We start from the raw sequence: 16,953 nt of genomic DNA on the forward strand, positions 1-16,953 counted from the left end.
CCGGTAGGCTTAACGCCATGACCGAACAACTCTCTGCGCCCTTGCCCGTTGCCGTGCTGGGCGCAAACGGGCGCATGGGCGCCGAAGCCGTAAAAGCCATTGAAGCCGCGCCGGACCTGAAGCTCGTCGCAGCCCTGGGCCGCGGCGACTCCCTGGACCGGATCACCGCAGCAGGCGCCCGCTTCGTAGTAGACCTGACCGTTCCGGAAAGCACCGAAGCGAACGTCCGCTTCGCCGTCGAACACGGCATCCACACTGTTGTGGGGACCACCGGCTGGGACGCTGTGAAGCTGTCGGCCCTGGAGGAGCTGCTGTCCGGACACCCGGAAACCGGCGTGCTGATCGCCCCCAACTTCGCCCTGGGCTCAGTCCTCGCCTCGGCCTTTGCCGCGAAGGCCGCCAAGTACTTTGAGTCGGTGGAAATTATCGAACTGCACCACCCGGACAAGGTGGACGCGCCGTCCGGCACTGCCGTCCGGACCGCAGAGCTCATCGCGGCCGAACGCGCCGCAGCCCAGGTCCCGCCCAGCCCCGATGCCACCACCAGTGAACTCGCCGGTGCCCGCGGCTGCGAGGTGGACGGCGTGCGCGTCCACAGCGTGCGGCTCCGCGGCCTCGTGGCGCACCAGGAAGTCCTCCTCGGCAGCGCCGGTGAGCAGCTCACCCTGCGCCACGACTCCTTCGACCGTGCCTCCTTTATGCCCGGCGTACTCCTTGGCCTGCGCAAGGTGGCCGCCCACCCCGGACTCACGGTGGGCCTGGACGGCTACCTGGACCTGGGGCTGTAGCCATGGGCGGGCTGGTGACCGGCTTCCGGAAAAACCGCACCAAGATCTGGGTGGGCGCAGTCACGCTGCTCCTGGTGTTCTACCTGGTGGTGTCCTTCCAGCGCTCTATCCTGCTGCTCACGGACAGCAACCCCGCAGCCGTGGCCATCGGAGCCGCCTACCTGGTGCTGCCCGTGATCGGGGCGTGGGCGCTGATCCGCGAGCTGATGTTCGGCGCCCGCACGGAGCAGATGGCAAAAGTCCTCGAAGCCGAAGGGGGGCTGCCCGTGGACGAACTGCCCAGGACCCCTGCCGGCAGGATCGTCCGGTCTGCAGCGGATGCAGAATTCGAAAAGTACCGGGCGGAGGCCGAAGCGGCTCCTGAAGACTGGCGTTCCTGGTTCCGGCTCAGCTGCGCCTACGACGCCGCCGGCGACCGAAAGCGCGCCCGCGCCTCCATGCGGGATGCCGTCAAGCTCTTCCGGGACAACGTCCCGGCCTAGCGGACGGCCTTTACTCCGCCGCGTCCCAGCCGGTTGGCCGCGTGCCCCAGCCATTCGAGCGGGCCACGCCACCCGAGCAGCACAAACACCATGCCGATGATTACTGCGGAGGCGGCCTGGGCAAAGTACATCGCGTCCTCGCTCCAGCCGTCGGGGAGGGGTTTCAGGTAGAACGCTGAGACCACCCAGACGTGGATGGAGTAGAGCGTCAGGGTCATGGCGCCGGCCCCGCGCAGGGGCAGCAACAGGTCCAGGGCAACCCAGTCGGCCAGCCTGCCCAGCAGCAGGAACGCCCCAATGACTGCAACGGCCGCCGCCGAGGTGTGCAGCAGGTCCAGGGTGGTGGCCGAATGTGGTGCCGCGGATGCCAGCCACCACCACGAACCTTCCTGCGGGATGCCTGTCAGGTTGACCTGCAGGACGCTGTCCAGCGGATAACCGGGGGAGTTCAGCACCTTTTCCAGGGCAGCACGGCCGCCCCAATCTTCCATCGCCGCAGTACCCAGTGCCTTGGCCAGCACGGCAATGGCGGTGCCGCCGATCAACAACACCCACGGCACCAGCGCTTTGTTCAGCATCAGGCGGCCGACCACGAGCCCCACCAGGAGGTACGACAGCCACTGGAAGACCGGGTAATAGCCGGTCAGGAAGACGTCGGCCAGGAGCCGGCCGGGCGTGGCGAGATCCTCCCAGGACGGGTTGTGTCCCAGTGTGAGCGGCGGGGTCGCCGCCAGCAGCCACGGGCGCAGCAGGTACGCCAGAACAGGGGATAGGAGGATCCAGCCCGCCGCCCAGGCGCAGAGCGTTTTCACCCGCAGGCCCAGGAACGGCAGGACGCACAGGAACAGGACGGCGTAGTGGACCAGGATGATGGCCAGGTTGACCTCCAGCCCGCCCAGGCTGAGTCCGACGGCGGCAATCACCAGTGCGCGCAGGGCCACGCCGCGCCGGGCGGCGGACAGTTCCGGACCCTGCAGCGGCTTGTGCTTTCCGGTGGACAAGGCAAGGCCGACTCCTGCAAGGACCGCGAACAGGGCGGCCGCCCTGCCTGAAAACGTCAGGCCGATCCAGGTGGGCGTGAGGTTGGCGTTCGACTCGAAAGTTGGCAGCAGGTGGGTGGCCATCATTCCCAGCAGCGCCAGCCCCCGGGCCGCGTCAATACCGTGAAGCCGGGCAGTTGTGGACCGGCCGGCAGACGTCCTGGCGGAAGCGGCGGCATTACGGGAGGTCATGCCCAGATCGTCTCACACCCGCCTGTGCCCTGGCTGTCACGCGGAACCACGCTGCAGGCAACCCCCTTGTGTTCGAATATATGTTCGAATACGATGAACGGCATGCAAACGCCATCATCGCGAGTTCCAGCATCCGGAGTACCAGCGTCAGGAAATCCATCCTCCGGCGCCTCTGCCGCGGAGCCGCGCCTTGACGGACCGCTGAAGGCCATGAGCCCCGGCGTGGTCGATTACCTCTTCCGCCAGCTGGTGACCGGGAAGACGTCCGAGGACATCCAGTGGGAGCAGGAAGGCATCAGCCTCGCCGCCCAGCCCGAGGGTGCCGAACTTGCCCGGCGGCTGTCCGAGACGGACATCGACGCCCTGACGCCCGTGGAACTGTTCCACTACGTACGGGCAGCCCAGCGACTGGCAGCATGGGCGGAAGGGCTCCGCCAGGCAGCCGTGGGAAGGTACTGCCACCCTGGGCCTGCCTAGCGGGCGGCGGGAGGACGCAGCCTGAGAAAAGGCACTGCATGCCGGGCGGCCCGGGCGCGTGCCTAGGATGGAGGCGTGACTGACACCCTTCCCGTCTCCGTCATTCAGTACCGCGCCCTGGAGGGAGGCATCGCTGCCAACGCCGACGAGCATGTCCGCCTCATTGAGGACGCTGACGACCACGGCGCCCGGCTGGTGGTCTTCCCGGAACTCTCCTTGACCGGCTACCGCCTGGAACTCCTCGAAAACCCTGACTTTTGGCTTGCGCCGGCAGACCACCGCCTTGCCGGCATCCGCGAGATCTGCCGCAGGACAGGGATCACGGCCGTTATCGGCGCAGCGATTCACGAGGTTGATGGCACTCCGCGGCTGGCATCACTTGCTCTCCACCCTGATGGCAGCACCGAAGCGGCCTTCAAGACCCACCTGCACGGGCCCGAACGCGATCTCTTCGCGCCTGGGAAGGGGCCGGTGCTGATAGAGGTGGACGGATGGAAGATTGCACTGGCGATCTGCCTTGACACGTCTGTGGCCGCCCATGCCGGGAACGCCGCTGCCGCCGGCGCGGACCTTTACTGTGTGTCCGCCCTCTACACCAAGGATGAGGAACACCGCCTGACCCTCCATCTGGGTGCCCGCGCCATGGACAACAGAATGTTTACCCTGCTTGCCAACCTCGGCGGCAGCAGTGCACTGGGCGAATCATGCGGCCTGAGCGGTTTCTGGGGGCCGGACGGCCTTCCCCTGAAGCAGGCAGCGGGGACCGGTACCGAAGTCGTTTCGGCCATCCTGCAGTGCAGCCGTCTCCGCAGGTTCCGGAAGCAGGAATCCAGGGAAATACCGTCGCGGCCCCCGCCGGGACCCCCTGTTTGACGTGCATCACGCCCGTCCTATTGTCCTAACCAGCCGCGGACAGGGTAACGTTTTTTCCATGGCTGACTCCTCCGCGCACATCCCTGCCCTCGGTACCCTCCTGACCGCCATGGTCACACCGTTCACCAAGGACGGCTCAGTCGATTACCAGCAGGCAGCGGAACTGGCCACGAAGCTCGTGGACGACGGCTGCGACGGACTCGTGGTCACCGGCACCACCGGCGAAACCTCCACCCTCACCGACGAAGAGAACCTCGGCATGTTCCGTGCGGTCAAGGAAGCCGTGGGCGGCCGTGCCGCCATCATCGCCGGTACAGGCACCAACGACACCGCGCACTCGGTGCACCTTTCCCGGCAGGCCGCAGCGATCGGCGTCGACGGCATCCTGCTGGTGACCCCCTACTACAACAAGCCCAGCCAGTCGGGCCTCCGCGCACACTTCGAGACCATCGCCTCGGCCGCCGACGTGCCCGTGATGCTCTACGACATCCCCGGCCGGTCCTCCATCGCCATCGAACCCGACACCATGATCCGGCTGGCGCAGCACCCGAACATCGTCGCGGTCAAGGACGCCAAGGCCGACCTTGTCGCCGCCACGCGCGTCATGGCGGAGACGGACCTGCTCTTCTACTCCGGCGATGACGGACTGACCCTGCCCTGGATGGCGCTGGGCGCCGTCGGCCTGGTGGGAGTGACCACCCACGTGGCAACCCGCCGCTTCCGCGAACTCATTGACGCGGTGAACGCGAACGACCTCGGCACCGCACGGAAGATCAACTTCGAGCTCCAGCCGATCGTCCGGGCCACCATGAGCCGTGTCCAGGGAGCCGTTGCGGCCAAGCAGATTCTTAAATGGCAGGGAGTCCTGCCCAACTCGATTGTCCGTTTGCCCCTCGTGGAGCCGGACGAAGCCGAGATCGAAACCATCCGCGGGGATTTGGCGGAAGCGGGGCTGGTCTTTTCCTGAGGGCTAAGACCGGCACACCCTTCCGCCTGGAAAGTAGTGCAATATGACCCAAATCGCCTTGACCGGCCTCGTCACCCCGCCCCGCCTGCCCAACGGCACGCTGCGCATTGTCCCGCTCGGCGGGCTGGGGGAGATCGGCCGGAACATGGCCGTGTTCGAAATCGACGGCAAGCTGCTGATCGTCGACTGCGGCGTCCTCTTCCCGGAGGAAACCCAGCCCGGTGTTGACCTGATCCTCCCGGACTTCTCGTACATCGAGAACCGGCTGGATGACATCGTTGCCGTTGTTCTGACCCACGGCCACGAGGACCACATCGGTGCTGTCCCGTACCTGCTGCGCCTCCGCAACGACATCCCGCTGGTGGGTTCGCAGCTGACCCTTGCCCTGATTGAGGCGAAGCTGCAGGAACACCGCATCCGGCCCTACACCCTCACTGTGGAAGAAGGCCAGATAGAGAAGTTCGGCCCCTTCGAGTGCGAATTCGTGGCCGTCAACCACTCCATCCCCGACGCTTTGGCGGTCTTTATCCGCACCGCAGGCGGCACCGTCCTGCACACGGGCGACTTCAAGATGGACCAGCTTCCGCTCGACGGCCGCATCACTGACCTGCGGCACTTCGCCAAGCTCGGCGAAGAGGGCGTTGACCTCTTTATGTCCGACTCCACCAACGCGGACGTCCCCGGTTTCACCACCGCGGAAAAGGAAATCGGTCCCACCCTGGAGCGCCTCTTCGGCCAGGCCACCAAGCGCATCATTGTGGCGTCCTTCTCCTCGCACGTCCACCGTGTCCAGCAGGTCCTGGACGCCGCCGCGAAGCACAACCGCAAGGTGGCGTTCGTGGGACGCTCCATGGTCCGGAACATGGCCATCGCCGAGAAGCTGGGCTACCTGGATGTGCCGCCGGGCCTGATCGTGGACATCAAAAACATCGACAACCTTCCGGACAACCGCGTGGTCCTGATGTCCACCGGTTCCCAGGGTGAACCGATGGCGGCGCTGTCCCGGATGGCCAACGGCGACCACCGCGTGGTGGTGGGCGACGGCGATACCGTCATCCTCGCCTCCAGCCTCATCCCCGGAAACGAAAATGCGGTCTTCCGCATCATCAACGGCCTGCTGAAGCTGGGCGCCGATGTCATCCACAAGGGCAATGCGAAGGTCCACGTCTCCGGCCACGCCGCCGCCGGCGAGCTCCTCTACTGCTACAACATCCTTGAGCCGCTCAACGCCATGCCCGTGCACGGCGAAACCCGGCACCTGATCGCCAACGGCAAGATCGCCATCGAATCCGGTGTTCCGGAAGCCAGCGTGATCCTCGCCGACAACGGCACCGTGATCGACCTCAAGGATCACCGCGCGGATGTGGTGGGACAGGTGGAGGTGGGCTTCGTCTACGTGGACGGCTCGAGCGTGGGCGAAATTACCGACGCCGACCTCAAGGACCGCCGCATCCTCGGCGACGAGGGGTTCATCTCCATCATCACGGTGGTCAACCGGACCACCGGCAAGGTGGTCTCCGGTCCGGAAATCCACGCCCGCGGCGTGGCCGAGGACGATTCGGTCTTTGATGACATCATCCCCAAGATCAACGCAGCGCTGGAAGAAGCAGTGCTGAACCACGCGGACCACACCAGCCACCAGCTCCAGCAGGTGGTCCGCAGGGTGGTGGGCACGTGGGTCAACCGCAAGCTGCGCCGCCGCCCCATGATCATCCCCGTGGTCCTGGAGGCCTGACAGCCTCCGCCGCCGGCTCCGGCCCGTACTCCCGCCACACCGGGAGTGCGGGCCGGAGAGGTTTAAGCGGGAACTGCCGCGGGCCAACGCGGCCCTTTATCCGAGGGGGATCCGCGGGGCACCAAATCCCCGGTAAACCGGTGCAGTTCCGGTACCGTGGCTAGTATGGCCACTCGTACTACTTCCGCGCCCAATGGTTCCAGCAGGGGCAGCTCCGGCAGCAAAACCGGCGGCCGCGGTTCCGGCTCCACGGCAGCGAAATCCCCGGCCAGGTCCGGGCGGGCCGGGAGTTCCGGTACGGCCAGGACACGCCAGCTTCCCGCCGTCGAACAGCAACAGCCCTGGCTGCTCCGGGTTGTCGGCGGGGCATGGCTCGGTATTGGCCACCTCGTGGGCGGGGGTGTGCGGCGCATCGGCCATGACGTCAGCGACCTCCCGGCCGAGGAACGCCGTGACGGCGCCGCCCTGTTCAACCTGGCCCTCGGCGTCTTCATCGCCACTTTCGCGTGGTGGGGACTGACGGGGTGGTTCCCGGACGCCGTGTACAGCGTGGTGAACGGGACATTCGGCTGGATGTCACTGCTGCTTCCGCTGATGCTTTTTGTGTGCGCCTTCCGGCTCTTCCGCCAGCCCTCCGACGGCCGGGGCAACAACCGGGTGGGCATCGGCTTCCTGGTCATGACGTTTGCGGGCTGCGGCCTGGCCCACGTCCTGGGCGGGCAGCCCACCGTGGCCCAGGGCTTCGACGGCCTGCGCCAGGCCGGCGGAATGCTGGGCTTCCTGGGCGCCTCTCCGCTGGCAGCGATCCACCCTGCCGTGCCGCTGGTGCTCTACGGACTGCTCGCTTTTGTGTCGCTGCTCATCATCACGGCCACGCCGTTCGGCGCCATCCCGCGGCGGTTGCGCGGCGCCTACGAGCACCTGATGGGCATCGACCTGCAGGAAGAGGACGGCAACGGGCACGACCGCAGCTACCTTGAGCGGACGCCTCCGGCAGCGCCCAAAAAGAAGAAGCGCCGCCTCTTCGGCAAGGACGAAGAGGCCGACGCCGGCCTGGAAGGTTACGTGGGCGACGAAGCCTTCGAGCATGCCGTCATTGACGACGACGAACCGGAGCCCCCGCGTCCGGCCCCCGGTGTCCGCCGGCCCACCCCGGCGGAGATCGCCGTCGAAAAGATCAAGGCCGCACAGGGCCTCGTCNCCGGAGCCCCCGCGTCCGGCCCCCGGTGTCCGCCGGCCCACCCAGGCGGAGATCGCCGCCGAAAAGATCAAGGCCGCACAGGGCCTCGGCAGCCCCGCGGCGCCCGCCCCGGACAACGCCACCGAAGCCATTCCCATGGTCGCCCCCGGCATGGCCGCCCCCGGCGCCAGGCCCGCCGTACCCGCCGTGCCTGCCAACCCGGTGGCTCCCGCCCCGCCGCCCGTTCCCATCCCGCAGCGCACCGAGCAGTTGTCCCTCGCCGGCGACGTGACGTACACGCTCCCGGCGTCGGACTTCCTGACGCCGGGCTCCATCCCGAAGGAGCGCACGGAAGCCAACGACGCCGTCGTCGCCGCCCTGACGGACACCCTGACGCAGTTCAACGTCGACGCCACCGTCACGGGCTTCAGCCGCGGCCCCACCGTGACCCGGTACGAGATCGAACTGGCCCCGGGAACCAAGGTGGAGCGGGTCACCGCCCTGTCCAAGAACATCTCCTACGCCGTGGCCTCCAGCGACGTACGCATCCTCAGCCCCATCCCGGGCAAGTCGGCCATTGGCATCGAGATCCCCAACACGGACCGTGAGACGGTGTCCCTGGGCGACGTGCTCCGCAGCCAGAACGCCCGCCGCACCGACCACCCGATGGTGATGGGTGTGGGCAAGGACGTTGAGGGCGGCTACGTGGTGGCCAACCTGGCCAAGATGCCCCACCTGCTGGTGGCCGGCGCCACCGGTGCGGGTAAGTCCTCGTTCGTGAACTCCATGATCACCTCCATCCTGATGCGCTCCACCCCGGACGAGGTGCGGATGGTGATGGTGGACCCGAAGCGTGTGGAATTGACTGCGTACGAGGGCGTCCCGCACCTCATCACGCCCATTATCACCAATCCCAAGAAGGCCGCAGAAGCGCTCCAGTGGGTGGTCCGCGAGATGGACGCCCGCTATGACGACCTCGCCAACTACGGGTTCAAGCACATCGATGACTTCAACAAGGCAGTCCGTGCGGGCAAGGTCCAGCCGCCGGTGGACTCCAAGCGGGTCATCCGCCCGTACCCCTACCTGCTGGTGATCGTGGACGAACTCGCGGACCTGATGATGGTGGCTCCGCGCGACGTCGAAGACTCGATCGTGCGCATCACCCAGCTGGCCCGCGCCGCCGGCATCCACCTGGTCCTGGCCACCCAGCGGCCATCCGTGGACGTGGTGACCGGCCTGATCAAGGCCAACGTCCCGTCCCGCATGGCGTTCGCCACCTCCTCGGTCACCGACTCGCGCGTGGTCCTGGACCAGCCGGGTGCCGAGAAACTCATTGGCCAGGGCGACGCCCTGTTCCTTCCCATGGGCGCGTCGAAGGCCATGCGTGTCCAGGGCGCCTGGGTTACCGAGTCCGAGATCCACAAAGTGGTGGAGCACGTCAAGGGACAGCTGCAGGCAACCTACCGCGACGACGTTGCGGCTGAGGCTCCGAAGAAGCAGATCGACGACGACATCGGCGACGACCTTGAGGTGCTGCTGCAGGCCACCGAACTGGTGGTCACCACGCAGTTTGGCTCCACGTCCATGCTGCAGCGCAAGCTGCGCGTCGGCTTCGCCAAAGCGGGCCGCCTGATGGACCTGCTCGAATCCCGCGGAGTGGTGGGCCCATCCGAAGGCTCAAAGGCCCGCGACGTGCTGGTGAAGCCGGACGACCTCGCACCCGTCCTCGCAGCCATGAGGGGCCAGGAGGCTCCGTCCGCTCCGGATGCGCAGACGGCCGCGCTCAGCGACAACGCGAACGCCAATATCGCCCAGGGCGGGTACGCCGAGGACCTGGTAGCCGCGGACCTGGACCAGCGAAAGCAGAGCGTGGAGTACTACGACGGCTCGGATTCCCCGCCGGGTGGTTATGACGACGAGGACGGCTCGGAGGACGCCTGGTCCCTGACCGGGCGCTAGCCCAAAGACGGTAGCCTAGAAAAGTGACTAGCACCGATGCAACCGCCGCCGGCCCGGGCCGTGCCGGGGTCTGGAACCTTCCCAACATCCTGACCATGCTCCGCATCGCGCTGGTGCCGTTTTTCGTCTGGTTCCTGATCGCTGACGCGCCCGGCCTCCACAGCGAGTCCGGTCCCTGGCGCTGGGCAGCGGCGGCAGCGTTCGCCGTCGCGATCTACACAGACAAGCTCGACGGCGACATCGCCAGGAGCCGGAACCTCGTCACCGATTTCGGAAAAATCGCCGACCCCATCGCGGACAAGCTCCTCATCGGTTCTGCCCTTGTGATGCTGTCGGTTCTTGGAGAACTGCCGTGGTGGGCCACCCTGGTGATCCTGGTGCGTGAATGGGGCGTCACCGCCCTGCGCTTCTTCGTCATCCGGTACGGCGTCATTCCCGCCTCCCGCGGCGGCAAGCTCAAAACGGTGATCCAGACGGCAGCGATCTTCCTGTACCTGCTCCCGCTCGCCGCGATTGCGCCGTGGCTTGCCTGGCTGGCGTTCGCCGTCATGATGGTGGCCGTTGCAGTCACCGTGTGGACCGGCGTCGAGTACGTCGTTGAAGCCATGCGACTGCGCGCCAAGGGAAAAGTGCAGGGAACCACCAAGGGCGGGCAGGAACCGGCATGACCAACCAGCAGCATCTGTCGCTTCACCATCTCTCCGAGCAGGCAGTCCGGAAAGCCATGGAAACCAAGCGCACCGTGGCCACAGCCGAGTCGCTGACGGCCGGCATGGTTTCCGCGGTGCTCGCTGACACGCCGGGCGCGTCTGGAATGCTGCAGGGCGGGGTAGTGGCCTACCAGAACTCCGTCAAGGCGGACGTGTTGAAGGTTTCGCCGGAACTGCTGGCCGACGTCGGATCCGTTGACAGCGGCGTGGCCGCTGCCATGGCTGAAGGTGCCAGGACGGCCCTGGGCGCCGACATTGGTGTCTCCACCACTGGCGTTGCCGGTCCGGAATCGCACGACGGAAAGCCTGTGGGAACGGTGTACATCGGCATCGCCACGGGGGCGGGAACAAACGCGTTCGGGTATGTGTTTTCAGGTAGCCGGGCAGAAATCCGCGGGCAGGCCTGCGCGGCCGCCCTGGAGCGGCTGACCGAGGCCCTGGCCTCCTGAAGTTACCGGCCTGTAAAGTTGGCGGGAACAAAAGCCGGTACCGATTAGTTATTACATTGTGTCGCTTCCGGAGAGCGGAGGCGCCTAGGATGAAAACACCAATGGTTCGCTTCGCGGCGGACCAGACTGAACGAGGAGCAAGGCGATACAGATGGTAAAGCAGCCCGTATCCGTAAACGGCGTTGTCCGCTGGAAGGATGTGGGCCTCGCCGATCAGGCTAAGAGCGAACAGAAGGAGCGCAAGATGGTAGTACTTCGTCACGAAATCGGTGATGTCCTGCGCGATGTTCGCCAGCGTCAAGGGCGCACGCTCCGTGAAGTTTCGCATAGCGCCCGTGTCTCCCTGGGTTACCTCAGTGAGGTGGAGCGCGGTCAGAAGGAAGCATCTTCCGAGCTGCTGTCCTCGATCTGCTCGGCCCTGGACGTACCGTTGTCCAGCATGCTCCGCGAGGTCAGCGACCGCGTGGCAGTAGCCGAGGGCGTAGCCGTTCCGGATACCGTACCGCAGGAATTCTCCCAGCGTTACGGACGCGACCTTGAGAGCGACCTGAACATCGAACTCAACGATGAACTTTCAACGGGCCTTCTCTCCGGCGCCCGGTAAGGATTGAACCGCCCCGTTGGCGGCGTCGTGCAAGTGAAGCCTCCGGCAGCGCCGGGGGCTTCACTTGTTGTTGGGCACTTTTTCCCCGGTACTTTTGTTCCCGGGACTAAGACCGGGCTTTGGCCGCCGGCGCCTGATCTTTTTCCTGGGCAGCCGGTTCCGGGGCATCCTTTTCCTGGTCGCCGGGTTGCTGCCCATCGGGGGCTGCCGGACCATCGTGCGGGAAACCGTCGCGCTCGTACGTTGCGTTCAGCTTGGCCATAAAACGGGCCAGCTCCTGCAAATCCTCCACCGGCCATTCACCCAGCCGTTCCCGGAAGACCTGCCGCCGCGCGTCCTGGACCTGGTGCATCTTTTCCTCCCCCTTGGGAGTGAGCCGGATGGCCTGCGCGCGCCCGTCCAGCGGATCGGCTTCCTTGGAGACCAGCCCGATGCTTTCGAGGAAGGCGATCTGGCGGCTGACGGACGGCTTGCCCACGCCGATGTTCATCGCAAGGTCGGTGAGCCGGATGGGACCCTCCCGACGGATGACTGTCAGCAGGCCGTAGGCTGCGGGTTCCATGTCGGGGTGGACCTGGCGGGAGAGCTGGTTGGAGATGGACCGTGCGCGCCGCCAGAAGAGGCTGATCTGGTGTTCCACGTTCTGCAGTGCGGCATCCACCACAGCGTCGTCGTCGCGGCCGTGCGGGGTCGGGGCGGCAAGGGGGTTGCTCATGGCAACAATTCTAGGGTGCCGGATCGTGAGAGACTCTACAGGTGCGAATCAGCGACTATTGGCGACTTATGGACGACGAATTTGGCGCCGGCTACTCGCGGGTCCTCAGCGGTACCCTCGTTCTTGCCGGGGTTGGCGGCCGCACCGCGGACCAGGCGCTGGCCGCCGGAGTGGAGCCGCGCAAGGTGTGGCTGGCAGTCTGCGATGTCCAGGACGTTCCTGTTGAGCGCCGGCTTGGCCGGGACGTCAAGCCCCGCGCCGAATAGCCGAATCCACCTGACACGCCGGGCAGTTGTTCGAATACCTGTTCGGGTAAAGCTATGCTTTCCATAGCGGGTTATCCACATAGCCGCCGTCCTCCGGCCGGAATGTCAGTGGGTCCCATTAGCGTCAGAGATGACCAATAAACGGCCGCTGAGGCCACTCCAAAGCGAGAAAGCATTAGAGGTGTGAACCATGGCGGCAGCCCCGGATCGTGCAAAAGCGCTCGAAGCAGCGCTGGCCCAGATCGACAAGCAGTTCGGTAAAGGCTCAGTCATGCGGCTGGGCGACGAAGTCCGGGCCCCCATCGAGGTCATCCCCACCGGCTCCATCGCCCTGGACGTGGCACTGGGAATTGGCGGCCTTCCCCGCGGCCGCGTGGTGGAGATCTACGGTCCGGAATCCTCGGGTAAAACCACTGTTGCACTGCACGCCGTGGCAAATGCCCAGCGCCAGGGCGGCATCGCCGCCTTCATCGACGCCGAGCACGCACTGGACCCCGAGTACGCCGCCAAGCTCGGCGTGGACACGGACGCGCTCCTGGTCTCCCAGCCGGACACCGGTGAGCAGGCCCTCGAGATCATGGACATGCTGGTCGGTTCGGGGTCCCTTGACGTCATCGTCATCGACTCCGTTGCAGCCCTGGTGCCGCGCGCCGAAATCGAGGGCGATATGGGCGACAGCCACGTTGGTCTGCAGGCCCGGCTCATGAGCCAGGCACTGCGTAAGATCACCGGCCGGTTGAGCCAGACCAAGACCACCGCGATCTTCATCAACCAGTTGCGTGAAAAGATCGGTGTCTTCTTCGGTTCCCCCGAAACCACCACCGGTGGTAAGGCCCTGAAGTTCTATGCCTCCATCCGTATTGACGTCCGCCGCATCCAGACCCTCAAGGAAGGCGCGGATTCGGTCGGTAACCGTACCAAGGCCAAAATCGTCAAGAACAAGATGGCCCCGCCCTTCAAGATCGCCGAATTCGACATCATCTACGGCCAGGGCATCTCCCGCGAGGGCGGCATCATCGACATGGGTGTTGAGCACGGCATCATCAAGAAGTCCGGCTCATGGTTCACCTACGACGGTGACCAGCTTGGCCAGGGCATGGAGAACTCCCGCAGGTTCCTCCGTGACAACCCGGAGCTGGCCGCCGAGCTGGAGCGCCTGATCAAGGAAAAGCTGGGCGTTGGTGTGAAGCCGGCGGAGGCCGAGTCCAAGGACTCCCCGAAGCTGAAAGCCGTTGACGGGTTCTAACCGTTGAGCGGTACTGACAACGCGCGTCCCCGCCGGTCCAGGACCGGTGGGCGGCGCGCTGCTTCCTTTCCAGATGCCTTTCCGGATCCAGAAGCTTTCCCGGATACGGATGCTTTCCCGGGTACGGATGGTTCCCAGGGCGGGCCGGACGCCGGCGCTCCCTTCGCGGGGGACGCCGAGGCTGATCCCTACTCCGTTGCCCGGAACATCGTGTACCGGCAGCTGACAGCATCCGCGAGAAGCAGGCTTCAGCTGGCCCGCAAGCTTGCCGAACGGAACATCCCTGAGCACGTCGCCAAGGAAGTCCTCGACAGGTTCGAGGAAGCCCGCCTCATCAATGACGCCGATTTCGCCGACATGTGGGTGCGGAACCGGTCGCAGACCCGCAAACTCGCCAAGGGTGCGCTCCGGCGGGAACTCTCGGAAAAAGGCGTGGACCAGGAAACTGCCGCGGCGGCCCTGGAACAGATCTCCGACGCCGATGAAGAGGCCGCCGCGAGGAGCCTGGTGGAGCGGAAGCTGCGGCCGGGAACCAATCTGGCGGACCGGGCGGAGCGGGACAAAACCACGCGGCGGCTGGCGTCGATGCTGGCGCGGAAGGGGTACCAGCCGTCCCAGGCCTTCCGGATTGTCAGTGAGGTCCTTGACGATCGGGCCGCTTCCGGAGCCTGAGCATTGACCCGGTACCCTTAACGGGTGAGCTTGACCATTCCTTCCCCCCTTTCCGGCACCAACACCTCCTCGGATCCCAGTACTGCGGCGCACCCTGCCGCCGTTCCGGAAACCGGCGCGCAGAAGGCACGCACCTATGAGGTCCGTACCTTCGGCTGCCAAATGAACGTGCACGATTCCGAGCGCATGGCGGGAATGCTGGAGAACGCAGGCTACGTGCCGGCAGACGGCGGCCAGGCCGACGTCGTGGTCTTCAACACGTGTGCCGTGCGGGAAAACGCGGACAACAAGCTCTACGGCAACCTCGGCATCCTGGCTCCGGTGAAGGCAGCCAACCCGGGAATGCAGATCGCGGTGGGCGGCTGCCTGGCCCAGAAGGACCGCGAAACCATCCTGAAGAAGGCCCCGTGGGTGGACGCCGTCTTCGGAACGCACAACGTCGGCGCCCTTCCCGCCCTGCTGGAGCGCGCCCGGCACAACCACGAGGCGCAGCTGGAAATCCTGGAGTCGCTGGACGTTTTCCCCTCCACCCTCCCCACGAAGCGCGATTCCGTGTACTCGGGCTGGGTTTCCATTTCCGTGGGCTGCAACAACACCTGCACGTTCTGCATCGTTCCGGCCCTGCGCGGCAAGGAGAAGGACCGCCGCCCGGGCGATATCCTCGCCGAAATCCAGGCCCTCGTGGATGACGGCGCCATCGAAGTCACTCTGCTGGGCCAGAACGTGAACTCCTACGGTGTGGAGTTCGGCGACCGGCAGGCCTTCTCCAAGCTGCTGCGTGCCTGTGGTGACATCAAGGGCCTGGAGCGGGTGCGTTTCACCAGCCCGCACCCGGCCGCCTTCACGGACGACGTCATCGAGGCCATGGCCGAAACCCCGAATGTGATGCCGCAGCTGCACATGCCGCTGCAGTCGGGCTCGGACAAGGTCCTGCGCGACATGAAGCGCTCCTACCGGTCTGCGAAGTTCCTGGGCATCCTGGACAAGGTCCGGGCCAAGATTCCGCACGCCGCCATCTCCACGGACATCATCGTTGGCTTCCCCGGCGAAACTGAAGAGGATTTCCAGGCAACCCTGGACGTGGTGGAGAAGTCCCGCTTCGCCACGGCCTTCACTTTCCAGTACTCCAAGCGGCCCGGAACCCCTGCCGCGGACCTGCCGGACCAGTTGCCCAAGGCCGTGGTGCAGGAGCGGTTCGAGCGGCTCACCGCCCTCCAGGACCGTATCGCCGCAGAGGAGAACCGGAAGCAGCTCGGCCGCAGGGTTGAGGTTATGGTCACCGCGCAGTCAGGCCGCAAAGCCGGTGAAACACACCGCCTGTCGGGCCGTTCCCAGGACCAGCGGCTGGTGCACTTCTCCGTACCCGACGGTGCTGAAGCGCCTCGCCCGGGCGACCTCGTGACCGTTACCATCACCGAAGCCGCCGCTTTTCACCTCGTGGCCGATCCCGCGCCCGAGGATTACAGTCTCCGCCGGTCCCGTGCCGGCGACGCGTGGGACCGGTCGCAGGCCGATTCCTGCGGCGTTCCGGCGCCGGGCACCGGCAACGGCCGGGCCGGGGTCTCCCTGGGCATGCCCTCGCTGCCCGTGCGCACCCGCTGACCGGTGGGCTCCCCGCCTGTTATCGCCGTTGTTGGTCCCACTGGCTCAGGCAAGTCTGACCTGGCCGTCAATTTGGCGCTGGAACTGGACGGCGAAGTCATCAACGCCGATGCCATGCAGTTCTACCGCGGCATGGACATCGGCACGGCGAAAGTCACCCTGGCCGAGCGCAGGGGAGTGCCGCACCATCTCCTGGACATCCTTGACGTTACCCAGGAAGCCAGCGTCTCGCAGTTTCAGGAGCAGGTGCGCGCAGCCATCACGGACATTCATTCGCGTGGCAAACGGGCCATCCTCGCGGGCGGTTCCGGCCTCTATGTGCGGGCTGCGCTGGATGTCCTGGAATTCCCCGGTACGGACCCGGCGCTGCGGCGGCAGCTTGAGGAGGAACTCGCTGCCCAAGGTCAGGCGGCGCTGCTGGCCCGGCTCCACGCCGTGGACCCGGTATCCGCCGGCCGGCTCTCCGACGACCGCCGTATCATCCGGGCCTTGGAGGTCCACCAGCTCACGGGCCGCCCGTTCAGTTCCTTTATGCCCCGGCGCGAGTACTTCCAGCCTGCGGTGCAGGTTGGCCTCAGCGTCGACCGCGACCAGCTGCGCGAGCGGCTCGCCCTCCGGGTGCACCGGATGGTGGACAACGGCCTGTTGGCCGAAGTGGAACGGCTGGACGCCCAAGGACTGCGGCAGGGCAAAACAGCGCCCCGCGCCCTGGGTTACGCGCAGTTCCTCCGCGTGCTCGACGGCGAAGCAACAGTTCCGGACGCCGCCGAAGAGACCATCGTGGCAACACGGCAGTTCGCCCGGCGCCAACTCACCTGGTTGCGGGCCGACCCGCGCATCAACTGGCTCGACTGGCAGGACCCCGGGCTGACCGCGCGCGCGGCCGCTCTCTGCACCTGACGCTCTGCACCGGAATGGGCGCCGGTGAAGGAGTTTTTGTCCACGTATGCAGGCTTCAGGGCACCGGAAGCCTGCATATCTGCCCAAAGACTCCCG

Annotated in this window: 17 protein-coding genes and 1 pseudogene; 16 read left to right on the forward strand and 2 right to left on the reverse strand. The window is 66.1% G+C overall.

Annotation, left to right across the window (positions count from 1 at the left end; translation table 11 throughout):
* Positions 1-17 precede the first annotated feature (17 nt).
* Both dapB and BACI348_RS08110 read left to right on the forward strand, forming a co-directional pair.
* Positions 18-788: a 4-hydroxy-tetrahydrodipicolinate reductase gene (dapB, locus tag BACI348_RS08105; protein ID WP_159824774.1), complete on the forward strand. Its 771-nt coding sequence runs from the start codon at positions 18-20 to the stop codon at positions 786-788.
* 2 nt (positions 789-790) lie between these two features.
* The gene (locus tag BACI348_RS08110) at positions 791-1,270 is read left to right on the forward strand and encodes a hypothetical protein (protein WP_159824776.1); all 480 of its coding nucleotides are present in this window, start codon (positions 791-793) and stop codon (positions 1,268-1,270) included.
* Here the strand turns inward: BACI348_RS08110 and BACI348_RS08115 are convergent.
* Complete coding sequence (locus tag BACI348_RS08115; protein ID WP_159824778.1) at positions 1,267-2,502, reverse strand: heparan-alpha-glucosaminide N-acetyltransferase domain-containing protein; 1,236 nt, start codon at positions 2,500-2,502, stop codon at positions 1,267-1,269. The two genes, BACI348_RS08110 and BACI348_RS08115, sit on opposite strands and share 4 nt — an antisense overlap.
* 102 nt (positions 2,503-2,604) lie before the next feature.
* Between BACI348_RS08115 and BACI348_RS08120 the strand changes: the two genes are divergently transcribed.
* The 9 genes and pseudogenes from BACI348_RS08120 (at position 2,605) to BACI348_RS08155 (ending at position 11,456) form a co-directional block, all read left to right on the forward strand.
* A complete protein-coding gene (locus BACI348_RS08120) occupies positions 2,605-2,979 on the forward strand; it encodes a hypothetical protein (protein WP_236557494.1) in 375 nt (124 codons plus the stop codon).
* A gap of 75 nt (positions 2,980-3,054) precedes the next feature.
* Positions 3,055-3,852: a carbon-nitrogen hydrolase family protein gene (locus BACI348_RS08125; RefSeq protein WP_159824779.1), complete on the forward strand. Its 798-nt coding sequence runs from the start codon at positions 3,055-3,057 to the stop codon at positions 3,850-3,852.
* Positions 3,853-3,910: 58 nt separating this feature from the next.
* Positions 3,911-4,819: a 4-hydroxy-tetrahydrodipicolinate synthase gene (gene dapA / locus BACI348_RS08130; RefSeq protein WP_159824780.1), complete on the forward strand. Its 909-nt coding sequence runs from the start codon at positions 3,911-3,913 to the stop codon at positions 4,817-4,819.
* Positions 4,820-4,862: 43 nt separating this feature from the next.
* Positions 4,863-6,554: a ribonuclease J gene (locus tag BACI348_RS08135; RefSeq protein WP_159824781.1), complete on the forward strand. Its 1,692-nt coding sequence runs from the start codon at positions 4,863-4,865 to the stop codon at positions 6,552-6,554.
* A 165-nt stretch (positions 6,555-6,719) separates the two neighbouring features.
* The coding region (locus tag BACI348_RS20665; RefSeq protein WP_503487627.1) for a DNA translocase FtsK 4TM domain-containing protein at positions 6,720-7,754 on the forward strand (1,035 nt) is incomplete at its 3' end.
* 1 nt (position 7,755) lies between these two features.
* Positions 7,756-9,693: pseudogene (locus BACI348_RS08140) on the forward strand (DNA translocase FtsK); the annotation flags it as partial.
* A 23-nt stretch (positions 9,694-9,716) separates the two neighbouring features.
* A complete protein-coding gene (gene pgsA, locus BACI348_RS08145) occupies positions 9,717-10,361 on the forward strand; it encodes a CDP-diacylglycerol--glycerol-3-phosphate 3-phosphatidyltransferase (protein WP_159824782.1) in 645 nt (214 codons plus the stop codon).
* On the forward strand, positions 10,358-10,852 hold the full coding sequence (locus BACI348_RS08150; RefSeq protein ID WP_159824783.1) for a CinA family protein: 495 nt from the start codon (positions 10,358-10,360) through the stop codon (positions 10,850-10,852). The genes pgsA and BACI348_RS08150 overlap by 4 nt, the downstream gene beginning before the upstream one ends.
* A 151-nt stretch (positions 10,853-11,003) precedes the next feature.
* Positions 11,004-11,456 (forward strand): helix-turn-helix domain-containing protein, encoded by a 453-nt coding sequence (locus tag BACI348_RS08155; protein WP_159824784.1) that lies wholly within the window; start codon positions 11,004-11,006, stop codon positions 11,454-11,456.
* Between the two features lie 106 nt (positions 11,457-11,562).
* Here the strand turns inward: BACI348_RS08155 and BACI348_RS08160 are convergent, their stop codons facing one another.
* Positions 11,563-12,171 (reverse strand): MarR family winged helix-turn-helix transcriptional regulator, encoded by a 609-nt coding sequence (locus tag BACI348_RS08160; protein WP_236557495.1) that lies wholly within the window; start codon positions 12,169-12,171, stop codon positions 11,563-11,565.
* 41 nt (positions 12,172-12,212) lie between these two features.
* Between BACI348_RS08160 and BACI348_RS08165 the strand changes: the two genes are divergently transcribed.
* From BACI348_RS08165 to miaA, 5 genes are all read left to right on the forward strand, one after another.
* Entirely contained in the window at positions 12,213-12,437 is a 225-nt protein-coding gene (locus tag BACI348_RS08165) for a DUF3046 domain-containing protein (protein ID WP_159824785.1), read from the forward strand.
* Between the two features lie 190 nt (positions 12,438-12,627).
* Positions 12,628-13,683 carry a recombinase RecA gene (gene recA / locus BACI348_RS08170; RefSeq protein ID WP_159824786.1) on the forward strand — a complete coding sequence of 352 codons (1,056 nt, stop codon included), beginning with the start codon at positions 12,628-12,630 and terminating at the stop codon, positions 13,681-13,683.
* A gap of 207 nt (positions 13,684-13,890) precedes the next feature.
* Entirely contained in the window at positions 13,891-14,355 is a 465-nt protein-coding gene (locus BACI348_RS08175; RefSeq protein ID WP_201298500.1) for a regulatory protein RecX, read from the forward strand.
* Positions 14,356-14,379: 24 nt separating this feature from the next.
* Positions 14,380-15,957 carry a tRNA (N6-isopentenyl adenosine(37)-C2)-methylthiotransferase MiaB gene (gene miaB / locus BACI348_RS08180; protein ID WP_159824789.1) on the forward strand — a complete coding sequence of 526 codons (1,578 nt, stop codon included), beginning with the start codon at positions 14,380-14,382 and terminating at the stop codon, positions 15,955-15,957.
* Between the two features lie 3 nt (positions 15,958-15,960).
* The gene (gene miaA / locus BACI348_RS08185; RefSeq protein WP_159824791.1) at positions 15,961-16,857 is read left to right on the forward strand and encodes a tRNA (adenosine(37)-N6)-dimethylallyltransferase MiaA; all 897 of its coding nucleotides are present in this window, start codon (positions 15,961-15,963) and stop codon (positions 16,855-16,857) included.
* Positions 16,858-16,953 lie beyond the last annotated feature (96 nt).

Origin of the sequence: Arthrobacter sp. 9AX, assembly GCF_902506095.1 — a bacterium.
GTDB lineage: Bacteria > Actinomycetota > Actinomycetes > Actinomycetales > Micrococcaceae > Arthrobacter.

Coding starts and splice junctions, on each gene's coding strand:
- BACI348_RS08160 (WP_236557495.1), bottom strand. CDS start 12,171: ATGAGCAACCCCCTTGCCGCCCCGACCCCGCACGGCCGCGACGACGAC.
- BACI348_RS08135 (WP_159824781.1), top strand. CDS start 4,863: ATGACCCAAATCGCCTTGACCGGCCTCGTCACCCCGCCCCGCCTGCCC.
- BACI348_RS08150 (WP_159824783.1), top strand. CDS start 10,358: ATGACCAACCAGCAGCATCTGTCGCTTCACCATCTCTCCGAGCAGGCA.
- BACI348_RS08155 (WP_159824784.1), top strand. CDS start 11,004: ATGGTAAAGCAGCCCGTATCCGTAAACGGCGTTGTCCGCTGGAAGGAT.
- dapA (WP_159824780.1), top strand. CDS start 3,911: ATGGCTGACTCCTCCGCGCACATCCCTGCCCTCGGTACCCTCCTGACC.
- recA (WP_159824786.1), top strand. CDS start 12,628: ATGGCGGCAGCCCCGGATCGTGCAAAAGCGCTCGAAGCAGCGCTGGCC.
- BACI348_RS08120 (WP_236557494.1), top strand. CDS start 2,605: ATGCAAACGCCATCATCGCGAGTTCCAGCATCCGGAGTACCAGCGTCA.
- BACI348_RS08110 (WP_159824776.1), top strand. CDS start 791: ATGGGCGGGCTGGTGACCGGCTTCCGGAAAAACCGCACCAAGATCTGG.
- dapB (WP_159824774.1), top strand. CDS start 18: ATGACCGAACAACTCTCTGCGCCCTTGCCCGTTGCCGTGCTGGGCGCA.
- BACI348_RS08115 (WP_159824778.1), bottom strand. CDS start 2,502: ATGACCTCCCGTAATGCCGCCGCTTCCGCCAGGACGTCTGCCGGCCGG.